Annotated in this window: 18 protein-coding genes; 12 read left to right on the top strand and 6 right to left on the bottom strand. The window is 44.1% G+C overall.

Annotation, left to right across the window (positions count from 1 at the left end; translation table 11 throughout):
* Positions 1-2: 2 nt before the first annotated feature.
* The 3 genes from CXK86_RS30715 (at position 3) to CXK86_RS30725 (ending at position 3500) form a co-directional block, all read left to right on the top strand.
* Entirely contained in the window at positions 3-1208 is a 1206-nt protein-coding gene (locus tag CXK86_RS30715) for a cation:proton antiporter (protein ID WP_076216431.1), read from the top strand.
* 517 nt (positions 1209-1725) lie between these two features.
* Entirely contained in the window at positions 1726-2442 is a 717-nt protein-coding gene (exlX, locus tag CXK86_RS30720) for an expansin ExlX (protein ID WP_036668609.1), read from the top strand.
* 110 nt (positions 2443-2552) lie between these two features.
* Entirely contained in the window at positions 2553-3500 is a 948-nt protein-coding gene (locus CXK86_RS30725) for an alpha/beta hydrolase (protein ID WP_101315062.1), read from the top strand.
* Positions 3501-3572: 72 nt separating this feature from the next.
* On the opposite strand, the gene CXK86_RS30730 is transcribed toward CXK86_RS30725, so the two are convergent.
* The gene (locus CXK86_RS30730; protein WP_101315063.1) at positions 3573-4451 is read right to left on the bottom strand and encodes a PhzF family phenazine biosynthesis protein; all 879 of its coding nucleotides are present in this window, start codon (positions 4449-4451) and stop codon (positions 3573-3575) included.
* 196 nt (positions 4452-4647) lie between these two features.
* On the opposite strand from CXK86_RS30730, the gene CXK86_RS30735 reads away from it, so the two are divergent.
* The gene (locus tag CXK86_RS30735; protein WP_036668743.1) at positions 4648-5574 is read left to right on the top strand and encodes an NADP-dependent oxidoreductase; all 927 of its coding nucleotides are present in this window, start codon (positions 4648-4650) and stop codon (positions 5572-5574) included.
* Here the strand turns inward: CXK86_RS30735 and CXK86_RS30740 are convergent.
* Entirely contained in the window at positions 5558-6193 is a 636-nt protein-coding gene (locus CXK86_RS30740) for a type 1 glutamine amidotransferase family protein (RefSeq protein ID WP_101315065.1), read from the bottom strand. The two genes, CXK86_RS30735 and CXK86_RS30740, sit on opposite strands and share 17 nt — an antisense overlap.
* 200 nt (positions 6194-6393) lie before the next feature.
* Between CXK86_RS30740 and CXK86_RS30745 the strand changes: the two genes are divergently transcribed.
* The 4 genes from CXK86_RS30745 to CXK86_RS30760 all read left to right on the top strand — a co-directional run bounded on the left by CXK86_RS30745 (position 6394) and on the right by CXK86_RS30760 (position 9400).
* Entirely contained in the window at positions 6394-7131 is a 738-nt protein-coding gene (locus CXK86_RS30745; RefSeq protein WP_101315066.1) for a cyclase family protein, read from the top strand.
* Positions 7132-7506: 375 nt separating this feature from the next.
* Positions 7507-8244 (top strand): UMP kinase, encoded by a 738-nt coding sequence (pyrH, locus tag CXK86_RS30750; protein WP_036617332.1) that lies wholly within the window; start codon positions 7507-7509, stop codon positions 8242-8244.
* A gap of 417 nt (positions 8245-8661) precedes the next feature.
* The gene (locus CXK86_RS30755; RefSeq protein ID WP_051447475.1) at positions 8662-8877 is read left to right on the top strand and encodes a hypothetical protein; all 216 of its coding nucleotides are present in this window, start codon (positions 8662-8664) and stop codon (positions 8875-8877) included.
* A 64-nt stretch (positions 8878-8941) separates the two neighbouring features.
* A complete protein-coding gene (locus CXK86_RS30760) occupies positions 8942-9400 on the top strand; it encodes a GNAT family N-acetyltransferase (RefSeq protein WP_101315067.1) in 459 nt (152 codons plus the stop codon).
* Positions 9401-9665: 265 nt separating this feature from the next.
* On the opposite strand, the gene CXK86_RS30765 is transcribed toward CXK86_RS30760, so the two are convergent.
* The gene (locus CXK86_RS30765; RefSeq protein WP_026080945.1) at positions 9666-9866 is read right to left on the bottom strand and encodes a hypothetical protein; all 201 of its coding nucleotides are present in this window, start codon (positions 9864-9866) and stop codon (positions 9666-9668) included.
* Positions 9867-9961: 95 nt separating this feature from the next.
* On the opposite strand from CXK86_RS30765, the gene CXK86_RS30770 reads away from it, so the two are divergent.
* The 3 genes from CXK86_RS30770 (at position 9962) to CXK86_RS30780 (ending at position 12595) form a co-directional block, all read left to right on the top strand.
* Complete coding sequence (locus CXK86_RS30770) at positions 9962-10336, top strand: hypothetical protein (protein ID WP_144029847.1); 375 nt, start codon at positions 9962-9964, stop codon at positions 10334-10336.
* A 572-nt stretch (positions 10337-10908) separates the two neighbouring features.
* A complete protein-coding gene (locus tag CXK86_RS30775) occupies positions 10909-11892 on the top strand; it encodes an ROK family protein (RefSeq protein ID WP_257468252.1) in 984 nt (327 codons plus the stop codon).
* Positions 11893-11953: 61 nt separating this feature from the next.
* Entirely contained in the window at positions 11954-12595 is a 642-nt protein-coding gene (locus CXK86_RS30780) for a sugar O-acetyltransferase (RefSeq protein WP_101315069.1), read from the top strand.
* A 60-nt stretch (positions 12596-12655) separates the two neighbouring features.
* On the opposite strand, the gene CXK86_RS30785 is transcribed toward CXK86_RS30780, so the two are convergent.
* The 3 genes from CXK86_RS30785 to CXK86_RS30795 all read right to left on the bottom strand — a co-directional run bounded on the left by CXK86_RS30785 (position 12656) and on the right by CXK86_RS30795 (position 17543).
* Positions 12656-14476, bottom strand: coding sequence for an ABC transporter substrate-binding protein (locus CXK86_RS30785; protein ID WP_101315070.1), 1821 nt, complete (start codon positions 14474-14476; stop codon positions 12656-12658).
* 76 nt (positions 14477-14552) lie between these two features.
* Entirely contained in the window at positions 14553-16064 is a 1512-nt protein-coding gene (locus CXK86_RS30790; protein ID WP_076328215.1) for an ABC transporter permease, read from the bottom strand.
* Between the two features lie 36 nt (positions 16065-16100).
* A complete protein-coding gene (locus CXK86_RS30795; RefSeq protein WP_257468253.1) occupies positions 16101-17543 on the bottom strand; it encodes an ABC transporter permease in 1443 nt (480 codons plus the stop codon).
* Between the two features lie 150 nt (positions 17544-17693).
* Here CXK86_RS30795 and CXK86_RS30800 point away from each other — a divergent pair, with 150 nt between their 5' ends.
* Complete coding sequence (locus CXK86_RS30800; protein ID WP_306821967.1) at positions 17694-19448, top strand: ABC transporter ATP-binding protein; 1755 nt, start codon at positions 17694-17696, stop codon at positions 19446-19448.
* The last annotated feature ends 86 nt before the right edge of the window (positions 19449-19534 follow it).

The following is a 19534-nucleotide window of genomic DNA, read 5'->3' on the forward strand; positions in this document are numbered from 1 at the left end:
CTATGGATATGCTCATATTCGAAGTGGGAATTGCCGTTGCGCTGATTACACTTACTGGGCTGATATCTTCACGATTACGATTTTCAGTCATTCCTTTCTATATCCTGATTGGTATGGCTGTTGGACCACATGCACCACAGATTGGCATAGTGGATTTACGTTTTATCGAAAGTTCGACCTTTATTGAATTTATGGGCAGGCTTGGCATTTTGTTTCTGCTATTTTATCTGGGTTTGGAGTTCTCGGTCTCCCGGTTATTAAAGTCTGGCAAAGCCATTCTGACCGGGGGCATGTTCTATGTTGGTCTGAATTTTGTCTCTGGATTGCTGTTGGGGTGGTTCATGGATCTGCCCCTTCAGGAGACACTTGTTGTCTGCGGGATCATGACCAGCTCTTCTACAGCCATTGTAGCTAAAGTGCTCGTTGATCTGAAACGCACGGCAAACCCTGAAACAGAGATTATTATGGGCATGATCATGTTTGATGACTTGTTCATCGCGATTCATATCTCCATCCTGACCGGGCTTGTGCTCAGCGGGGCAACTTCATTCTTAAGTGTTCTGTTAGTATCGCTGTCTGCCCTGCTGTTTATTGTGCTATTCCTGATTATTGGCAGGAAAAGCATCAAATATATTGATAAGGCACTGAATATCAAGTCATCAGAGTTGTTTCTGCTTACCGTCATGACACTGCTCTTCCTGGTGGCTGGTTTCTCGGAGACACTGCATGTAGCAGAAGCCATTGGAGCATTGATGATGGGGCTTGTGTTGGGCGAATCAAGACATGTAAGTCGGATTGAACATCAGATCATGCCTTTCAAAGATTTTTTTGGTGCAATTTTCTTCTTCAGTTTTGGCCTGACCATCGAGCCGGCTTCACTTGGCGGAGCTGTTGGGATGACGATTATTGCCGTTATTCTGACGATTGCCAGTAACTATGGTGCAGGTATGATCGCTGGCAGACTGGCTGGAATGAGCCCTAAGGCCTCATTGAATGTGGGCTTTACCCTGGTCTCGCGGGGCGAGTTCTCCATTATCATGGCGAACATCGGCAAGGCCGGAGGGCTGATGGCATCCATCCAATCGTTTGCCGTGTTGTATGTGTTAATTCTGGCTGTGCTGGGGCCTATACTGACCAAAGAATCTCCGCGGATTTACGCATCGTATGAGCGACTAAGGAAGCGGATGAAACGAAGGGAAACAGGATGAGCCGATGCGGTTGTCGCTGGACAGCCAGGGTATTTTTACCGTAATGCTTAATAAGCGTCACACTGTTTGGAGAGAGAAATCACTCCGGGGTGTGGCGTTTTTTTATTATTGGGAATCGTCCTAATGTCGGCTTGTAATTATGCTCATTCCACCAAATTATGGTATGTATCCATATCTTGTGCGTGGTCGTGAATGTTCAAGTCCACGGGCAGGACTAAAGATGTGATTTAGTTGAGAGGGATTGAAAATAAGGAGTTATTATGTAAAATAATGTTATATTCAAATCTAGCAGTTGAATGGATCATTTACACGAGAACGTAGAGGACAGAAGAAACCTGAAGAAGCGGAGCGTTCGCCTTTATCAACAGATTTTCACCTTTGTAAAATTCAATCAAAAAATCTGGGGATAACAGTGATCGGAAGGTTATTCTGTCATCGGAGTGGCAAGTGTAAATATTCTTTAGTTCAACTTATGTTTCAATGTAACAGAAGTTAGAATGACGAGGAGGAATAGCTCATGAACAAGAAAAGTAGATTTCAACGGTTAAAATGGGCCGGTACAGGGATGTTGCTCAGTCTCGTATTATTTGCTCTACCTGCATCTGCCGCATGGAACGATACATATCAGGGTTACGCGACGTATACAGGCTCAGGCTACTCGGGAGGTGCAGTGTTGCTTGATCCCATCCCGGCGGACATGAAGATTACTGCACTTAATCCGTTCCAACTCAATTATAACGGAGTCAAAGCCGCTTTAGCGGGAGCCTATCTCGAGGTGCAGGGTCCTAAAGGCAAAACAACAGTCTATGTAACAGACCTCTATCCAGAGGGTGCCAGCGGAGCGCTGGATCTCTCACCGAATGCTTTTAACCTGATCGGTGACCCAAAGGCAGGCAAAATCGATATTAGTTGGAAAGTGGTCAAAGCTCCAATTCAAGGCAACGTCTCTTATCGGATCAAGGAAGGCAGCAGTCAGTGGTGGGCAGCCATTCAGGTTCGTAATCACAAATATCCGGTGCTGAAGTTCGAAGTGAAACAGAAGGATGGCACGTGGCTCAATCTTGAAAAGCAAGACTATAATCATTTCCTCGGAACTGGACTGGGCAAAGAAAAATTAAACGTTCGTATTACCGATATTCGCGGTCAGGTATTAAATGACACGATCCCGGCTCTGCCTAATGATGGGTCAGGTGGTGCCTATATCGTACCGGGCAATGTACAGTTTCCCGATTGACAGATATACGGAGTTGTTATAAAAAGAAGTATGGTCATAGACGTATTCTTAACGAAAAGTCGTACACTGTACGGCTTTTTTTTGTATACAAAAAGAGGAGAATGTAACGTATGAAAAAAAGTTTGCCTTCATATCAGACAACACATCCCTATTGGAAACAGTATCAGGCCTTTTTCCCGGAAGAAGTGAGGTTAGGGGAGCATACAGCTCCTGAGGAAGAATGGTGGGAGTCAAATGGGGTTCATCTGCATATCGATCGCTTGCCTGCGCCGGAGTCTTCAATCAAAATTCTGTTCATTCATGGTGCGGGAGGCAATGGCAGGTTGCTCGCTCCGTATGCCCGCATGTTGCAGCGACATGGATACGAGGTGGTATCGCCAGATCTTCCCCCGTATGGGTTAAGTTACGCAATGTCTGGTACACGTATTAACTACGAACTCTGGATAGAGCTGCTTGTGTCACTCATCGAACGGGAATACAAAAATGACGGCAAGCCAATCGTTGTATTGGGAAGTAGCATCGGAGGTATGCTTGCCTATCACACCAGTGCACGCAGCAAGCGTGTTAAGGGTCTGATCGCAACTACATTTGTAGACACGAGTAATCCGAAAATGCGTGACCAACTTGCGCCGAATCGCCTGGTGAGCCGGGTGGGAAAACGGATGATGGATCTGTTCCCTGGTCTGCTGGATCATGTACGTATTTCGGTCAAACAGGTATCCCGAATGCAACTGATTACTAATAACAAGGACTTAACCCGACTTATTATGGATGATCCACAAGCGGCAGCTACACGTATTCCGTTGGAATTATTAAGAACATTCCTTAATAAAAAACCGGAGGTAAGCCCGGAACAGTTCAATCAGTGTCCGGTCCTGTTGGTTCACCCTGAACTGGACCCCATGACACCGATCAGGTTCAGCCAATCTTTTTTTGATCGTCTGGTGGTAGACAAGGAATGTGTGATCTTGGAAGGGGCAGGCCATTTTCCTATAGAGCAGCCAGGGCTGAACCAGTTGGAGGTAGCGGTACTACGATTTTTACAACAAATTCAATGATTTAAGGACATGACATTGCTTCAAGTACATAATTCTCATGTTCTCTATTCTAAGTACGTAAAACACCTCCCGCTAAGTGAGGTGTATTTGAATGTTTTCGATATGAATTGCATTACCGCCAACCTGAATCTGTGTGATTTCATTAGAGCTGTCCAAAGTTAATCTGGCTCGGATCTCAGAGGGGCGGTTCATGGTATACCCTTGTCTGATCGTGTACGTGTGATGATGAGGATCTGTGAGTTGGTTGTACTTGTATAAATAACAGAGCATGGCACCATTGGATGTGCCTGTCGCGCTCTCTTCCGGTATATCATAAAGCGGTGCAAAATTACGGCATTCTGCCAGAACGTCCTCAGCATCTGATTCGAGTGTAAACACATGATAACCTACGGCATGATGAGCCTTGCATATTTCAGTGATACGCTGGAAGTCAGGGTCGATTTTGGTCAGAACATTAACATCTCTAACAGCTATCAGGATATCGGGTAGCCCGGTAGATATGATCTGTACAGGTAGTTCGGCGTTCAAATCCTCCATAGAAATACATAACGAATCGGCAATCTGCTGTCGATCCACGATCTCCCCAAACTCCGGCAACGTCTGAGACAGATAGACTTCTCCATTGACTTCGATATCAACTTTAAGAATTCCGGCCAGTGTCTCCAGTGTATATGTACCAACATTAACGAGATGTTGTGTCTTCATTAGATAAAATAAAGCAATTGTGGCATGTCCACATAGATCGACTTCATCACTTGGGGTGAAATAACGCACTTTGAAATCAGCCTGATCCGATGGCATGACAAACGCAGTCTCTGAAAAACCGACTTGTCTGGCAATCTCCTGCATCTGGGTTTCAGACAAATGCGCTGCTTGTAAAACAACACCTGCGGGGTTTCCGCCATGAGCCTTGTCCGAAAATGAATGTAATGTACTTACTTCTACTTCCATCGTGTTACCTCGCTTGTTCAGTTATTGGGTTAAGATTTAACGTAATCGATAATGGACATTATATCACGATTGTTGAACGGGCTTGTGAATCCCAGATTGCTGTGAATTTTGAATGAATAGGTCAAGTGATCGCCGGGAAAGGGTAATGAAGGGAGAGAGAGTATAACAATAATCAATGGAAAGGCTGGGATTTCTAATGAAAGCAATTGTGATTGAGGAATTTGGTGGAGCGGAACAATTGAAGGAACAAGAAGTAGCCAAGCCAACATGTGGAGTGAATCAGGTATTAATTCGAACACATGCCACGTCGGTGAATCCGGTAGACTTCAAAATCAGACAAGGTTATATGAAAGAAGCAGCGGAGAATTTTCCGTTGATTCTGGGCGGCGATGTTGCCGGTATTGTGGCTGAAGCAGGCTCAAATGTCACGAGGTTCAGAGAAGGTGATCGGGTATTTGCACGTCCGCGTCAATTCGGGACCTATGCAGAATATGTTGCTGTTGATGCAGACATTATTGCCCGTATACCGGAGAACTTGAGCTTTGAGGAAGCGGCAGCGATCCCGCTGGCGGCGATGACGGCATGGCAGGCACTTGTGGATCACGGACGTTTAGGCAAAGGGCAGAAGGTACTCATTCATGCTGGTGCAGGTGGTGTGGGAACGTATGCCATTCAGATCGCCAAGTCCCTCGGCGCTGAAGTGGCTTCCACGGCAAGTGAATCAAACGAAGCGTTGCTTCGTTCGTTGGGTGTGGATCATTTTATCAACTATAAAAAAGAAGATTTCTCGGAGATTCTCTCCGGTTATGATGTTGTGCTGGACACCATGGGCGGTGATATTCAGCGCGATAGCTTCAAGGTGTTAAAGTCTGGCGGGCATCTGGTATCCTTGGTGGAACAACCGGATGAGAAGCTTGCCAAGGAAGCCGGAGTAACGGCCAACGTCTTCATGATGGAGCCCAAAGGGGATCAACTGGATCAATTGGCTGAACTGGCTGCGGAAGGCAAGCTCAAATCGATTATTGATGGAACGTACCCGCTAACTCAACAGGGAGTAAGGGAAGCACATGAGAAGAGTGAAACCCATCATACCCGCGGGAAACTGGTTATTCAGGTGCAATAGAATTCATTAACTCGTAGAAGTATTTGGACTCATGAGTCTGATATAGATTGTACCAGGCCTGTAAGGTTTCTGGTGTATAGACATTCAACAGCTTCAACACATGCATTGTAAATTCTAACGGAGCTATTCCAGATGCAGTAACTAGATTTCCATCGGTTACTGCAGGCTCCGTTACATAATAGGTTTCTCCAGTATAATCTGGGCATATCATCTTCAGGTATTCTAAATCATTGCTTGTATGCTGTCTGGAATCCAGTATTCCTATTTTTGCAAGTGCAACTGTAGCACCGCAAATCGCCGCAATAACCGTACCCTCTTCTATAGAGGTAGCAACTTTTTTCAATAGGGGATCATGGATGGTGTCCATCCAGGTGTTTCCTCCTGGAAGAATGATGAGGTCGTCACCTTTCAATGTACATTCATCAATAGAAATATGAGGAAGGATGTTCAATCCGCCCATGGTAGTTACCGGATGTTTATCCACGCCTACGGTTACGACCTGTAAAGGCTGGATCTCTTTCCTGAAATACCTTCCCGAGTTCAATTCAGCAGTTAGATATCCTACCTCCCAATCTGCCATCGTATCAAATACATATAGATATACGTTCTTCGTTTGCATCATACATGCTCCTTTTGTTTTCATGATTGAATGGATTACTCTTGTATTATAAATTAACTTCACTGACATCTACGGTCAGTGAAGTTTTTAAATTTGAAAATTAACAGCCCTAAGAACCAATATAGGGACTGCTCCCCAATTGTAGTGGAATAAGATATAATAGGAGAAATTTATTCCATTTTGTGCATGAGGTGATTAGAATGTCCAACGAACTCATTCAAGCCATTCAATTGTTAAAAGAAAAGAAATGGGTGGATCTGACCCATACGTTTGGTCCAGGCTCTCCACATTTTTCAGCTTTTGAGGCAGCACAATTCGATACACTGTTTGATCACGATCAAGGTTTCTTTGCCCAGAGCTTCAAGTTCCCGGGTCAATACGGGACACATCTTGATGCGCCGATCCACTTCGTTCGGGATACCCGGTATCTGGATGAACTAGGTTTGAAGGAGCTTGTGCTCCCGCTTGTGGTCATTGACCAGTCTGCCGAAGTAGAGAACAATCCGGATTTCACACTGGATGTAGAGCATATTCTTGAATTTGAAAGAGAGCATGGCGTGATTGAAGCTGGAAGCTTTGTAGCCTTACGTACCGATTGGAGCAAACGCTGGCCTAATCATGAAACATTTGATAACAAGGATGCGGAGGGCAACAGTCATGCACCTGGATGGTCGGTTAGTGCGCTCATGTTTTTATTTGAGGAAAGAAAAGTACAAGCCATTGGGCATGAAACCTTTGACACGGATTCAGCGGTGGATTATCAGAAGAATGGGGCACTTCTGGCAGAATATTATGTACTTGCCCAGGATACATACCAGGTCGAGCTGTTAACAAACCTGGATCAGGTGCCGGCTAAAGGCGCGGTAATCTTCAACATTGTACCCAAAGCGGAGAGAGCTTCTGGTTTTCCAGTCCGGTCCTTTGCCATTCTGCCGTAATACGGGGTAGATCAAAAGCTGAAATAGTTAAATCAGGTACAGAACTCAGAATGATACTCAAGTAGAAAGCCGGCTAAATAGTCGGCTGTTTTTCAGCTAAGGGGCAGGATAGTGGCAAGGTAGCTCTTTGATACGGCTCATCGTAAATCATTCTATAACTTATTGAAATTGCTTGCAGATTTAATATTGACGGTAATTGCAATTTAGCCTCACGTAATGTAAAATTACTTAAAGGAAAAAAATGGAAGGGGTGGGGGTATGAGGTGGAAAAGTAAGACTTATATTCAGTCGACTTGTGTAATTTCATATTTCCATTCCTGTAGGACACTAAAGCATTTATTGCTTTAGTGTTTTTATTTTATGGGGGTGTATTAATTGTCAAGGTATAAAAGAGTTCTCGTTAAGCTAAGTGGCGGAGCAGTAGCCGGAAACTCTGAATTTGGTTTTGAACCGGAAAGATTGGACCAAATCGCTGATGAAATTATGTCAATAGTAAACTTAGGAGTTGAAGTATCATTAGTTATTGGTGGGGGTAATATTTTTCGAGGTAATATGGCGGAAAGCTGGGGGATAGAAAGGGCAGAAGCTGACAACATTGGAACACTTGCGACTGTAGTAAATAGTTTAATGCTTCGTGGAGTTCTTAAAGCCAAGACCAAAAAGGAAGTACGGGTAATGACCGCTATACCTATTACTTCAGTTGCAGAACCATACATCCGTCTAAAAGCAATTCACCACCTAGAAAAAGGCTATATTGTAATTTTTGCAGGAGGAAACGGTCAACCTTACGTTACAACAGACTATCCTTCAGTACAAAGAGCCATCGAGGTTAATTGTGACGCTTTATTAGTTGCAAAGCAAGGTGTTGATGGTGTTCTTAATGCAGACCCTAAATTTGATAAAAATGCAAAGAAATTTCGTTCGCTTCATTACAACGACGTTTTAGAACACAACTTAAAGGTAATGGACCAATCAGCTTTCATTTTGGCAAGAGACTACAATTTGCCAATGCATGTGTTTAACTTCGATAAACCAGGTTCGATGAAAGAAATCTGTGAGGGTAAGAATAATGGTACGATAATTAGTGGCGAATCAATTTTAGAGTTGGAATGAAGTATGTTACAAATACTACTATTCCTTGATTTAGCGGAACGATAGTTCCACAAAAGAGAAGTTCTATTCAAAATCCTACTCGGCCATGGAGTGGGATTTTGTTTATGTTGATATGTATATCTTGTGATCAAAAGATACTTTATGTTTTGATTCATTACGGTGATCCGTATCATAGGTAGAAGTACAGAACGTTACACTAACGGGAAACGATAGCTCAATAAATCCAACAAAGCATCTGACCAACGTGATCGGCTGCTTTTGTTCAACTAACGGGCAGAATAGTTGAAAAAGGTATTTTAATTTAAACCTCGAATATTTAATGTAATCGGATAGCTAAAAATTTGATGATAAACAGGACTTAGATACGATGATAAAGGTTTAGGAGGAGTATTTTGGAGAACTAAGAATCTTGAAGTTATAAAAAAAGGTACAGTCTTTATCGAGAATGACAGTTATTTTCCAACAGAACAACAAGTGATGTTAAATTTCCAAGTACATAATCTAAACGAGACTATGAAGCATCTTGAACAGATTAGTGTACTTCTTGCAAAGAAAAAAGAGATTAGTGAATTTGGAAAGTTTATTTTGAATGAAGTTCCTGAAGGTCGACTGGTCGAGCTTTGGGAGAAATAACGGCATTAATTTTAAGATTAGAACAGGTATTCCATAATTTATATTATATATAAGGGGTAAGTGTATGCAGATTAGAGCTTTTCAAGAGTCCGATAAAGATTTCATTGTAAGTCTGGCTTTACGATTTATGGACTTTGAGCTGATGAGCTGGCGTGATCCAGACAAAATGGTAGAATCACAGCTCAGCCTAGCCCAAGAATCAGTAGACAATCTTTCTCCTGGTACGGAGATTTTTGTGGCGGAAGATGAAACAGGAGAGCTACTGGGTTTCCTTGAAGTACAGCCGCATAAAGATAAATTGAACGATATAGAACAAGGTTATATTGTGGCGATTGCGGTTTCTCCACAAGGAGAAGGAAAAGGGGTCGGCAAGGGACTCATGACCAAAGCAGAAGAGTGGTCAAGGCAAAAAGGCTATCGACAGCTTATACTGAATGTCTTTAACAATAACCTTCGTGCCGTAAATTTCTATAAGCATTTAAATTATGAAATTGAAGTTGTGAAGATGGTAAAAGAGCTATAGAGACCCTTACTTATAAGCTAACGGGAAACGTTAGTTCATAAAGCACGGGGCAGACTGCAGGATGGCAGGCTGCTCTTTTTTCATTTAGCTAACTGGCAAGAGGCAAGTAAGCTTATGAGGAACCAAGTTCAGCTAGGATTTGATTTATTTAGAAGTATAAATGTGTGCTTTGGCAAACTTATGGGTTAAGTCACAACTAATGAATTCTAAATAATTCAAATATGTAAATAGCAAGGGAGGCGTATTCCGCCTCCTTTTTATGTTGTTACTTTTGATCCGAGTGAGGATCTTGATTAAATCTTTGAGAGATTTTTTTCTCTGTTTTCTTACGCCGTATCCAGCGCTTAAGTATGCCTTCTTCTTTGCGTTCTTGCAGTGTTTCCTTCAAACCTTGAATCATAAATTCCGATCTTCGTCTGTCATCCCGACTAATCTCGCGTAATTCCTTAATAAATTTGTCGTCCATATCTGCCTCTCGCTTATTCAGGATAATCCCATTATACCGAACGTACGTTCTTTTATCAAGTTTTTCCATTATGAATGATTTTCGAGATCTATATAGTGAAAAGAAGCACAGGAACAATACGAGGCATGTGTGAGAATGGTACTAAAGGGTTTGAGCATAATCCTCTTGCCAGTTTTTTGTTCCCGGGGATCATCCTATTGCTGGTTCTTGGCGTGATGCCTTCAACGATTGCTATTTCGCTCATCCGCTACGCTCATTGGGGGCTGGGTGAGAGACTGAATCTCTATCCTGACCGCTATTGGGCTTGGACTTTTTCGTTGTATACGGGGTTTGCTCTCATCATCTGGATTATGGCGCAGGTGTACTGGATTCAGGATGTCTCTATCATTCACTTGGTCTATTTTGCATGGGGAGTGGGTATTCAAGTTGTGACCTTATTGCCCGGGGTACAGCGAATATATTCAAAATAAACTGCTTGTATATTGAACAAACGGCTGCCGAAAGAATCGTTGAATGATTCTTTCGGCAGTTATTTTTTTATGGGCATCGAGATAATACGCGTTGTTGTAGTCATGTTGTCCACATCTTCCTTGGACTGAAAAGGGCTCGGATAAATCTAAATCATATTGACAAAGAACTATTATCCTCGCATACTTACGTAATATACTTTATAAAGTTTGTTTATTAACTAGAGGAATAGTCACATGTGGTAAGTATCGCAAAATCATAATCCGCATGAAACAGGGAGGTAAGTATGGATGGTCTACGTTATTATGGCAGTTATAATATGGGCAGGTACCTATGCAAGTATGGTCTTGTCAAAGCAACCGATTGAAGTGAAGCCTGTGAAATCGATGGATGATTTGTTTGAGTGAACAAAGTAGCTCTGCCGATTTCGATCCATTGCCAGCACGATGGAACTCATGTGTTCAAGTAAGGCATTATGTTATGATATGGTGTGAATGACATCCATACCATTGCTTTGGCTCAATTGAACCAGAGTAGAAACGAGAGGGTTATGAAAAAAGCCAACGCTACAATGATGAAATACATCAATTTGAATAATGTGCGTGAAGTCATGCAGCAGATTGAGACGGCGACCAAACCGCAATTAGCTTTATTAACTAATCTTAGTGTTGTTACCATTAATGCGCTGATTCAGGAATTATGTGATGGCGGAGAGTTGTTCCAGGATAAAGTGGTTCCCTCTAACGGCGGTCGTCCTGCTCAGGCATATCGATATAATTATAACTTCAAGCTTGCTTTGGTTCTTTACATCAAAGAGATGAAAGGCCAGGAGTTGATTTCGGCGACGGTCATGAATCTGGAGAATAAGGTTGTGTTGAAGGAAGAGCGCATCTTGCCTGCTTTTGATAAACAGCATATGCTGCAACTTATCGCGCGTTTCATTAAGGAATATCCCTCCATTGATATGATCGGCATCGGTATTCCGGGGCAAGCCGTGGATGGGGACATCACGGTGAGCAGTCATGAAGAGCTTATCCATTCACATCTGATACGGGAGATCGAGAGCGAGTTCCAACTGAACGTTCTCGTGGAGAATGATGTTAATGCAGCGATTAGCGGATACTGTACACAGCATGCGGATATGAAGGAACGGAGTGTAGCGGGAATTTATTTTCCGAACCGATACCCGCCGGGTATGGGCATGATGTTGAATGGACAGATGATCCGTGGGAAAAACGGGATGTTTGGTGAGATCAAGTATCTTCCTTATTCACCTGATTGGAAACGTGACATGAGCAAAGATGATTTTGTAGTGCAGGTATGTCATATCTTGCAAACGATTAATGCCGTCGTTGCCCCGCACCAGATTGTCATTTATCAGGAACGGGTGGAGAGAGAAGAGCTGGATATGGCGTGGAAACAGTACGGGAAGGATCACCCCATGCCGTCGTTGCCCGAGATTGTACATCAGGACTCGTTCCAACATGATTTTGATGCTGGGTTACGAGGAATGGTGCTTCAGGCGTTGAAGTCAGGCATTCTATCAGAAGCCTTATAACCCACAGGCCATATCTGTGGCTTTTATTTTATAAGCTAACCCTTGTAGAGGAGGATTCATGATGCGTGAAGAAGAGAGAATCATGAAAGGCGTGTTGTTCAGTCCAAGTGATCCCGAATTAAAGATCATCAAAAGGCGGGCCCATAATCTCAGTCAGCGTTACAGTCAGACCTTTGAAGAACAGACTGAGGAAAGGAATCAGATATTACAACAGTTACTGGGGCATATCGGTGAAGGTGGATTCATGCAAGGCCCCATCTTTTTTCATTATGGTGTGCATACCCGGATAGGAGAGCATTTCTTCGGTAATTATAATCTGACGATACAAGACGACGCGCAAGTGACGATCGGGGACTATACCAGTTTTGGACCCAACGTTACGATTGTTACCCCCATTCACCCCATGATTGCCAGCGAGCGGAGACAGATGGTGGACCAGAACGGTGATGTGAAGTCGCTATGTTATGCCAAACCGGTCACGATTGGTAACGATGTATGGATCTCGGCAAACGTCACAGTGTGCGGGGGCGTAACGATTGGAGACGGCTGTGTGATTGGAGCAGGTAGCGTGGTGACTCGTGATATTCCACCGCATTCTTTTGCAGCAGGCGTACCGTGCAAAGTTATTCGCAAAATTACTGATGCGGACAGCATGCGAAATTACCCCGATGTTCTGGCAGATTGCCGTGTGCTGGAAGAATAAAAAAGGCTGCCATCAGGATCAAATAGATGATCCTGGTGACAACCTTTTTTTGTTATGCGTTTACTTGGAGGCGTTGTAGTTACTCAAGAATTCTTTTACTTTTGCAGGATCAGCTTTCAATTCATTCCCGGTCTGAACGAGCGGGCTTACTGTAGAGTATGCTTTAAGTTTGTTGTTCTTGTAGAAACTCAAAATCTCATCCTGATTAATGGAGTACAGCACGGCTTTTCTCAGGTCACTGCTCTTGGCAACTTCACGATTGGCCGTGTTGAACAACAGATAGGAGACAGCGTTACTTGGCAGACTTTGCAGTTTCAGTTTGCTGTCATTTTCGATGATGTCATACTTGGTTTCAGGTACACCGTAGTATAAGTGAATTTCACTGCTGCGAAGAGCAGAGAGGGCGCTGTCTGCATCCGCGATGAATCGGACGTTAACCTGAGAAATTTTTGGCTCATCTTCCGTGCCTTTACGGTAAGCCGGATTTTTTAAGAATACACCTTCATAGTCATTTTTATAAGACAAAATATAAGGTCCGCTAGTATAAAGGGTGTTATTGTATGCTGCGCCTTCAGTCACGGTGTTCTGATCACCGTAAGGAATATCTTTGTTGACGTCAAAGGAAGCTACATCATATGTGTTGATGCTCTCCACCTGTTTTTTGGACACGATACCCGCAGATTGGTGAGCTAGGTAGTTCAGAACTTGCGGGAAAGGTTCAGTTGTGGTCAGTTTAACGACCTGATATTTACCTGCGTTATTATCTGCTTTGGTTTTGTCCGTCACGAGTTCTGTAATTTTGCTGCCTAATCCTTGTTCCAATGCTTCGAGGATTGTGCCGTTACCGCTGGATTGTTTGATGGATTGTAATGCACTCAGATCCGTTACAACCTCAGCTTCTTTGATGTGTTCATGCAGACTGTACGTCCGGTGATCTGAAACGGAATCTTTATTTTTAGCACGATCCAGGGAGAAGATCACATCATCTGCACCGACACGTTCTCCTGTATCTACAGCTTTTTTGTTATCAATCTTCGCAAAGTTGATATCGTCTCTGAGAATGAAGTAGTAGTCGGAATTTCCTTCAGCAATACTGAAGTTATGGGACAATGATCCTTCTGCTGTTAGCTGATCGTCATCCGTCAAGTTAACGAGACGTACATACATATTGGTGTTCAATTGGTTGATGGAACCGTCGTTTCCTTTGATCGGATCAAGGGAAGTCAGTACGGATGCACTTTGCGTCAGAATCAACGGATCTTTGGCATTTTTGGAGCTGTCCTTGAACTCAATCGGTTCCCAAGCCATGGCGCGGGATTTGGAGAGACGAACGGTGTCGACATTCAGAATGCCTTGGTTCACAGCCTGACTTTTCAGGGAAATGTACAAAGGAGCGATATACGCCTGATCCGTTACCAAGCGATCTTCCAATTGTTTGTACGTGTCTTTGTACTCATCCGGAGTTTGAGTAGCTGCCTGATCGATGAGTTTATCAAGTTCCCCATCCGCAAGGATACTGTAATCTCCACCTGTTTTGAAAAGGGAACGCACCGCATAATCGGGATTTCCCGTTACCGTTGTCCAGCTGGACAAGGCAATGTCATAATTCCCTGCATCCTGCTGGGATTTGAAGCTACCGTAATCCGGCTGCAGGTTCAGCTTCACATTGAAGCCGTTTTTAGTCAGTTGGTCGCGGACAATGTTTACATCATTTTCGGAAGAACTCATGGCGAGCAGTTCAATGTCTGCCGGTTTTTGTGCAGTTTCTGTTGCGTCCGCTGGTGCGGTCTCCGCCTGGGATTCAGTTTTCGTTTTTACGCTGCAGCCGGAAATCACAATGACGAGAATTAATAGTAATGAGATCAGTGTACGTTTTTTCATGGGATTACCCTCCATATCTTGAATGTGTGATGTGTGATTTCTTTTTTCTATATCATTCATTTCAACGACGAATCAGTTATGCCTTTTCCAGCTTGGGATCAAGCGCATCACGCAGACCGTCACCGAGAAAGTTAAACGAAAGAACCAGCAGAATAATAGCCAAGCCTGGATAAATCGCCAGATAAGAGTGGGTCTCCAGGTATGTACTGCCGAGCTTCAGAATGTTACCCCATTCCGGAATATGCGGCTCCACGCCGAGTCCCAGATAACTCAAACTGCTGGTAGCGATAACCGCTCCACCAATCGTGAGTGTGGACTTGATAATCATGGGCGCAAGGGAGTTGGGAATAATGTGTTTGAAAATAATCGTACGATTGTTGTACCCCAGTGCACGTGCAGCTTCCACAAATTCAAAAGTAGATACATAGAGCACACTGGCTCTCATGGTACGGGCGTAAGTTGGGATCGAACCCAGACTCAGCGCCAGAATAAGATTGACCGTATTGGCTCCAAACGCCGCAATAATGGCAATGGCGAGCAGAATTCCCGGAATCGCATAGAGAATATCCAGCAGCCGCATGATGATGTTATCCGTATGCCTTCCGTAGAAACCGGAGAATGCTCCGAGGACTCCACCGATCAACACAGGAATGATGGTCGACATGCAACCTACGATTAAGGAGATCCGGGCACCAAATACAATCCGGGAAAATAAACATCGTCCGAAGTCGTCCGTTCCCAAGGGATACGCAAGGGAAGGGGGTTGAAGCAGAGCGGAGTAGTTGTTTTCCACAGCCATGCTGTAATCAAAAGTAAAGAAGCTGCAAATCGATATCGAGAACAGAAAAATGATAAAAAACAAACCGGACATGGCAGTCATATTCGGAGCAAGTCGCTCCCACAGATCATTCCAGAAGTTTGATTTTTGTTTCCCCTGTCTGCGAATGCGCCCAATAATGGAAATGCCGAGCAATAGGGCAAATACATTACCTGTGATTGAGGTCAGAATCAGTACTACACTGACACCGATCATCCAGCGAGGGAGGATAGAGGTCGCGTTATATCGGGATACGATAATCAGTACGACCAGGTCGATGACCAGAATAAATATGAGCACCGCCATAGCTGGCAGAAAGTTGTCAGCCACATAGGGTTTGAAAACATTTAACGCAGATACACCGATGACGAACAGCTGGGTTAACAGCATATATACCGCAAAGGTGTACTCCACATTCCTGGCTTTTCGAATCAGATGAAAGGCTGCCGTTACGATAAATATGTTGCCAGAAATGATGGCAAGTAGCTGAACCCAGGCTAACCTGCGGGTCAAAGTAGAGATCGTACCTGTACGGATCAAGTCTTTTCGAATCCGAAGGGTGATGACACTTTGGACCAGTGTGAAGAATACATAGATCCCAAGTATCGTTAGCAGAAATGGTTTGAACGTCTGCCCGCTCCAGTCATAACTGTTGAACAGCAACAAGGCAGTCAAGAGAAGGGACGTGATCCAGGCGAAGCTTGCCTGACTGTATTCTCGAGAAGACTTAAGCCGGAAACGCATTTCTTGTGTTAAGGACGAGTTTGTCATAATACACCTGCTTTAAGAGGTAGTTCAACACACACTTTAATATTGTTTCATCTTGGAGCGCACTCTTGGATCAATAAAAGCGTACAGCAGATCAACCGCTACATTGATAATGGAGATCGTAATTGCTGTGTAGATTACTCCGCCCATGATACTCGGAATATCGGGGATGAATTGTTTATCCACAATATAGCTGCCGAGACCGCTGATATTAAACACTTTCTCCGTCACTGCTGCCCCGCCAAGCATGGCTCCGAATTGAAGTCCAACCACAGTTACGATTGGAATCAATGCATTACGTACAGCGTGTTTCAGCATGACCTGACGTTCGCTTAACCCCTTGGCGCGGGCGGTCATCACATAATCCTCATGAATGACTTCCAGTGTAGAAGACCGGGTCATCCGTGCCACCGCAGCCGTAAGTCCTGTGCCCAGCACAATGATTGGCATAATGATCGACAGCCAGTTCTGCGGGTTGAAGGTGGCGGGAAGCCACTGTAATTTGATCGAAAAGTTCAGAATGAAAATAAGTCCTTGCCAGAAATTCGGGATCGATAATCCAATCAGAGCGATGAACATAAACGTATAATCGAACCATGAATTAGGCTTAATCGCTGAGATGATACCGATGGGCAATGCGATGACGAGTGCTAGCAGCAGGGAGATAACCGCCAGCGTCAATGTAATTGGAAACTTCCTTGCAATCGTTGCTGTTACGTCTTCATTTCCTGCAAAAGACTTGCCAAGGTCGAAGAGAGCAACTCCCTTAATATTGTTCCAGAGCTGTGTAAGATAAGGCTGATCCAAGCCATACACCTGATTGAATGCTGCAATCTGTTCCTGCGTTGCTGTCTCTCCGAGAATGTTAGCTGCCGGGTTGAACGGAGACAGATACAAAATCGTAAATACGAGTGTGGCTACGCCCAGAATGACAAATACCGTCATCAGTATTCTTTCAAATATGTACTTTAGATAAGGATTTCCATACAAAAAGAGGATGCCATACATCAAACAGCCAGGAATAATGGATATCGCGAAAAACCACGGTTTGTCGATAAGGGTGTGGAATGTATCGGCCATTGTAAGACGTTGACTTCCCTGTTCCTGAAGTATGCGAGAAGTCCGCTCCTTCAACTCTTTCTGAACCGTTTCTTCCAACCATTCCTCGGTCTGACGTCTGAATTCTTCCTCACTGACCTGCTGCTGGAAAAAACGATGTTTGCGTCGCAGCTGATCTTCCACTTCCAACTTCAGCTTGTTCCTGTAGGAAGAAGTGAGTAGTTCTTGCTCAGCCGCCTGCCTGGCAGCTACCCAGCCGTCATTTTTTCGATTCGAACGCCATATTAGAAACACGACCAGATTGATCGGTAATCCAAGAATGAACAGAACATATCGGTAGGAAGGATGAAGCAGCATTTTGCCATAAATAAAACTTAAATTGTGCACCAACCGCGAGAGTCTGCTGCTTTCTGCAAGATTCAAACCAAGCGTGCCTCCTTTCATTCAGGTTTAAATTGCATTATTCCGATTGATATAGTATATATTATTTAGGGTCTAAACAATTGTCAAGGAATTAAATGGTATACATATGAGATGAGTAAATGGGAAAAACGGATGAGAGCTGGTGATGATATGGAACCTTTATTGAAAGTTAATGATCTATCGGTCTCTTTTCATTCTGGAGAGAGTGAGTTTCATGCAGTGCGAGGAGTGAGTTTTGAAGTGCGCAAAGGCGAGACGCTGGGTATTGTAGGCGAATCGGGCAGCGGAAAAAGTGTAACAGCACGTTCCATTATGAGGCTGCTTGCATCGCCGCCTTCGCAGATGAAAAAGGGAGAGATTCTGTTCAAAGGGGTCGATCTGGCGAATAAAACGCAGAAAGAGATGGAGAGCATACGTGGGCGTGATATTGGTATGATCTTTCAGGACCCGATGAGTTCTCTTAATCCGACTATTAAAGTGGGTAAACAGATCTCAGAGAGTCTCATCAAACACCAGAAGGTGTCCAAAAGGGAAGCCAAGAAACAGGCAATTGCCATGATGGAGCGGGTGGGGATAACTCGTAGTGAAATACGCTACAACCAATATCCACACGAATTCTCCGGAGGCATGCGTCAGCGGGTCATGATCGGTATTGCACTTGCTTGTCGTCCTGAATTGCTCATTGCCGATGAGCCGACAACCGCACTTGACGTTACGATTCAGGCACAAATTCTTAATTTGATGAAAGATATGCAGGACCAACTGGGCACATCGATTATCCTGATCACGCATGATTTGGGCGTAGTAGCAGGCATGTGTGATCGGGTTGTTGTTATGAAAGAAGGACAGATTGTGGAAACCGGGACAACAACAGAGATTTTTGCTAATCCCAAACACCCGTATACGATTAGGCTTCTGAATGCATTACCACGCTTGGATCAGAAGAAAAAGCCGAAACCGGTATCGTTGGTCCAGAGAGATCTCGAGGATGATCAGCCGTTGCTTGAGGTGAAATCACTCAGACAACATTTTAATCTGGGGAAAGGCAATACCTTAAAGGCTGTTAATGATATCAGTTTTCATATTCGTCAAGGAGAGACGCTTGGCGTTGTAGGGGAATCCGGTAGCGGAAAATCAACCACGGGGCGAGCCATTCTGCGGTTGCATGAGCCAACAGGTGGAGATGTACTGTTTAAAGGAGTCCCGCTCAATCGCTTGTCAGCTTCGGAGATGAAAACGATGCGCAGACATATGCAGATTATTTTCCAGGACCCTTATGCATCTCTGAATCCCAAAATGAGGATTATGGATATCATTGGAGAAGCCCTTGATATTCATCAACTTGCAGGTACAGCATCTCAGCGGGAGAAGCGGGTAGAGGAACTACTGGAGATGGTGGGTCTTGATCCTACCCATGCGCAGCGTTATCCACATGAATTCTCGGGTGGACAGAGACAGCGGATCGGTATTGCACGAGCTCTGGCTGTGGAACCTGAATTCATCGTATGTGATGAGCCGTTGTCTGCACTGGATGTGTCGATACAGGCTCAAATCGTACAATTGCTTGAAGAGTTGCAGCAGCGACTCGGATTGACGTATCTCTTCATCGCGCATGACTTGTCCATGGTTAAACATATCAGTGACCGAGTGGCTGTGATGTATAATGGGAAAATTGTGGAGCTGGCAGAGAGTGAAGAACTCTATTCCAACCCGCAACATGCCTACACCAAGGCTTTGCTATCTGCTATTCCCGTGCCTGATCCGGCGGTAGAAGCGAAGAAGAAAAAGAGACATGTTGTGAAAGAAACAACAAGAGAGAATGTTGAAGTAGAGGACCGTTATAATCTCGAACATTCCAAGTGGGTAGAAGTCACGGAAGGGCACTGGGTAGCCATATCTAGTTAGATAGTGAAATATATAGTCTGTTTCAACGACAAAAGAACCCCGACGATGATCTCCACAGATCGTTATCGGGGTTGAGTTATATGTTC

Source organism: Paenibacillus sp. BGI2013, assembly GCF_002843485.1.
GTDB lineage: Bacteria > Bacillota > Bacilli > Paenibacillales > Paenibacillaceae > Paenibacillus > Paenibacillus amylolyticus.

Bases quoted from the DNA above. Each gene is read 5' to 3' on its own strand.
- CXK86_RS30715 (WP_076216431.1), top strand. From the start codon at position 3: ATGGATATGCTCATATTCGAAGTGGGAATTGCCGTTGCGCTGATTACA.
- exlX (WP_036668609.1), top strand. From the start codon at position 1,726: ATGAACAAGAAAAGTAGATTTCAACGGTTAAAATGGGCCGGTACAGGG.
- CXK86_RS30725 (WP_101315062.1), top strand. From the start codon at position 2,553: ATGAAAAAAAGTTTGCCTTCATATCAGACAACACATCCCTATTGGAAA.
- CXK86_RS30730 (WP_101315063.1), bottom strand. From the start codon at position 4,451: ATGGAAGTAGAAGTAAGTACATTACATTCATTTTCGGACAAGGCTCAT.
- CXK86_RS30735 (WP_036668743.1), top strand. From the start codon at position 4,648: ATGAAAGCAATTGTGATTGAGGAATTTGGTGGAGCGGAACAATTGAAG.
- CXK86_RS30740 (WP_101315065.1), bottom strand. From the start codon at position 6,193: ATGCAAACGAAGAACGTATATCTATATGTATTTGATACGATGGCAGAT.
- CXK86_RS30745 (WP_101315066.1), top strand. From the start codon at position 6,394: ATGTCCAACGAACTCATTCAAGCCATTCAATTGTTAAAAGAAAAGAAA.
- CXK86_RS30760 (WP_101315067.1), top strand. From the start codon at position 8,942: ATGCAGATTAGAGCTTTTCAAGAGTCCGATAAAGATTTCATTGTAAGT.
- CXK86_RS30765 (WP_026080945.1), bottom strand. From the start codon at position 9,866: ATGGACGACAAATTTATTAAGGAATTACGCGAGATTAGTCGGGATGAC.
- CXK86_RS30775 (WP_257468252.1), top strand. From the start codon at position 10,909: ATGAAATACATCAATTTGAATAATGTGCGTGAAGTCATGCAGCAGATT.
- CXK86_RS30780 (WP_101315069.1), top strand. From the start codon at position 11,954: ATGCGTGAAGAAGAGAGAATCATGAAAGGCGTGTTGTTCAGTCCAAGT.
- CXK86_RS30785 (WP_101315070.1), bottom strand. From the start codon at position 14,476: ATGAAAAAACGTACACTGATCTCATTACTATTAATTCTCGTCATTGTG.
- CXK86_RS30790 (WP_076328215.1), bottom strand. From the start codon at position 16,064: ATGACAAACTCGTCCTTAACACAAGAAATGCGTTTCCGGCTTAAGTCT.
- CXK86_RS30800 (WP_306821967.1), top strand. From the start codon at position 17,694: ATGGAACCTTTATTGAAAGTTAATGATCTATCGGTCTCTTTTCATTCT.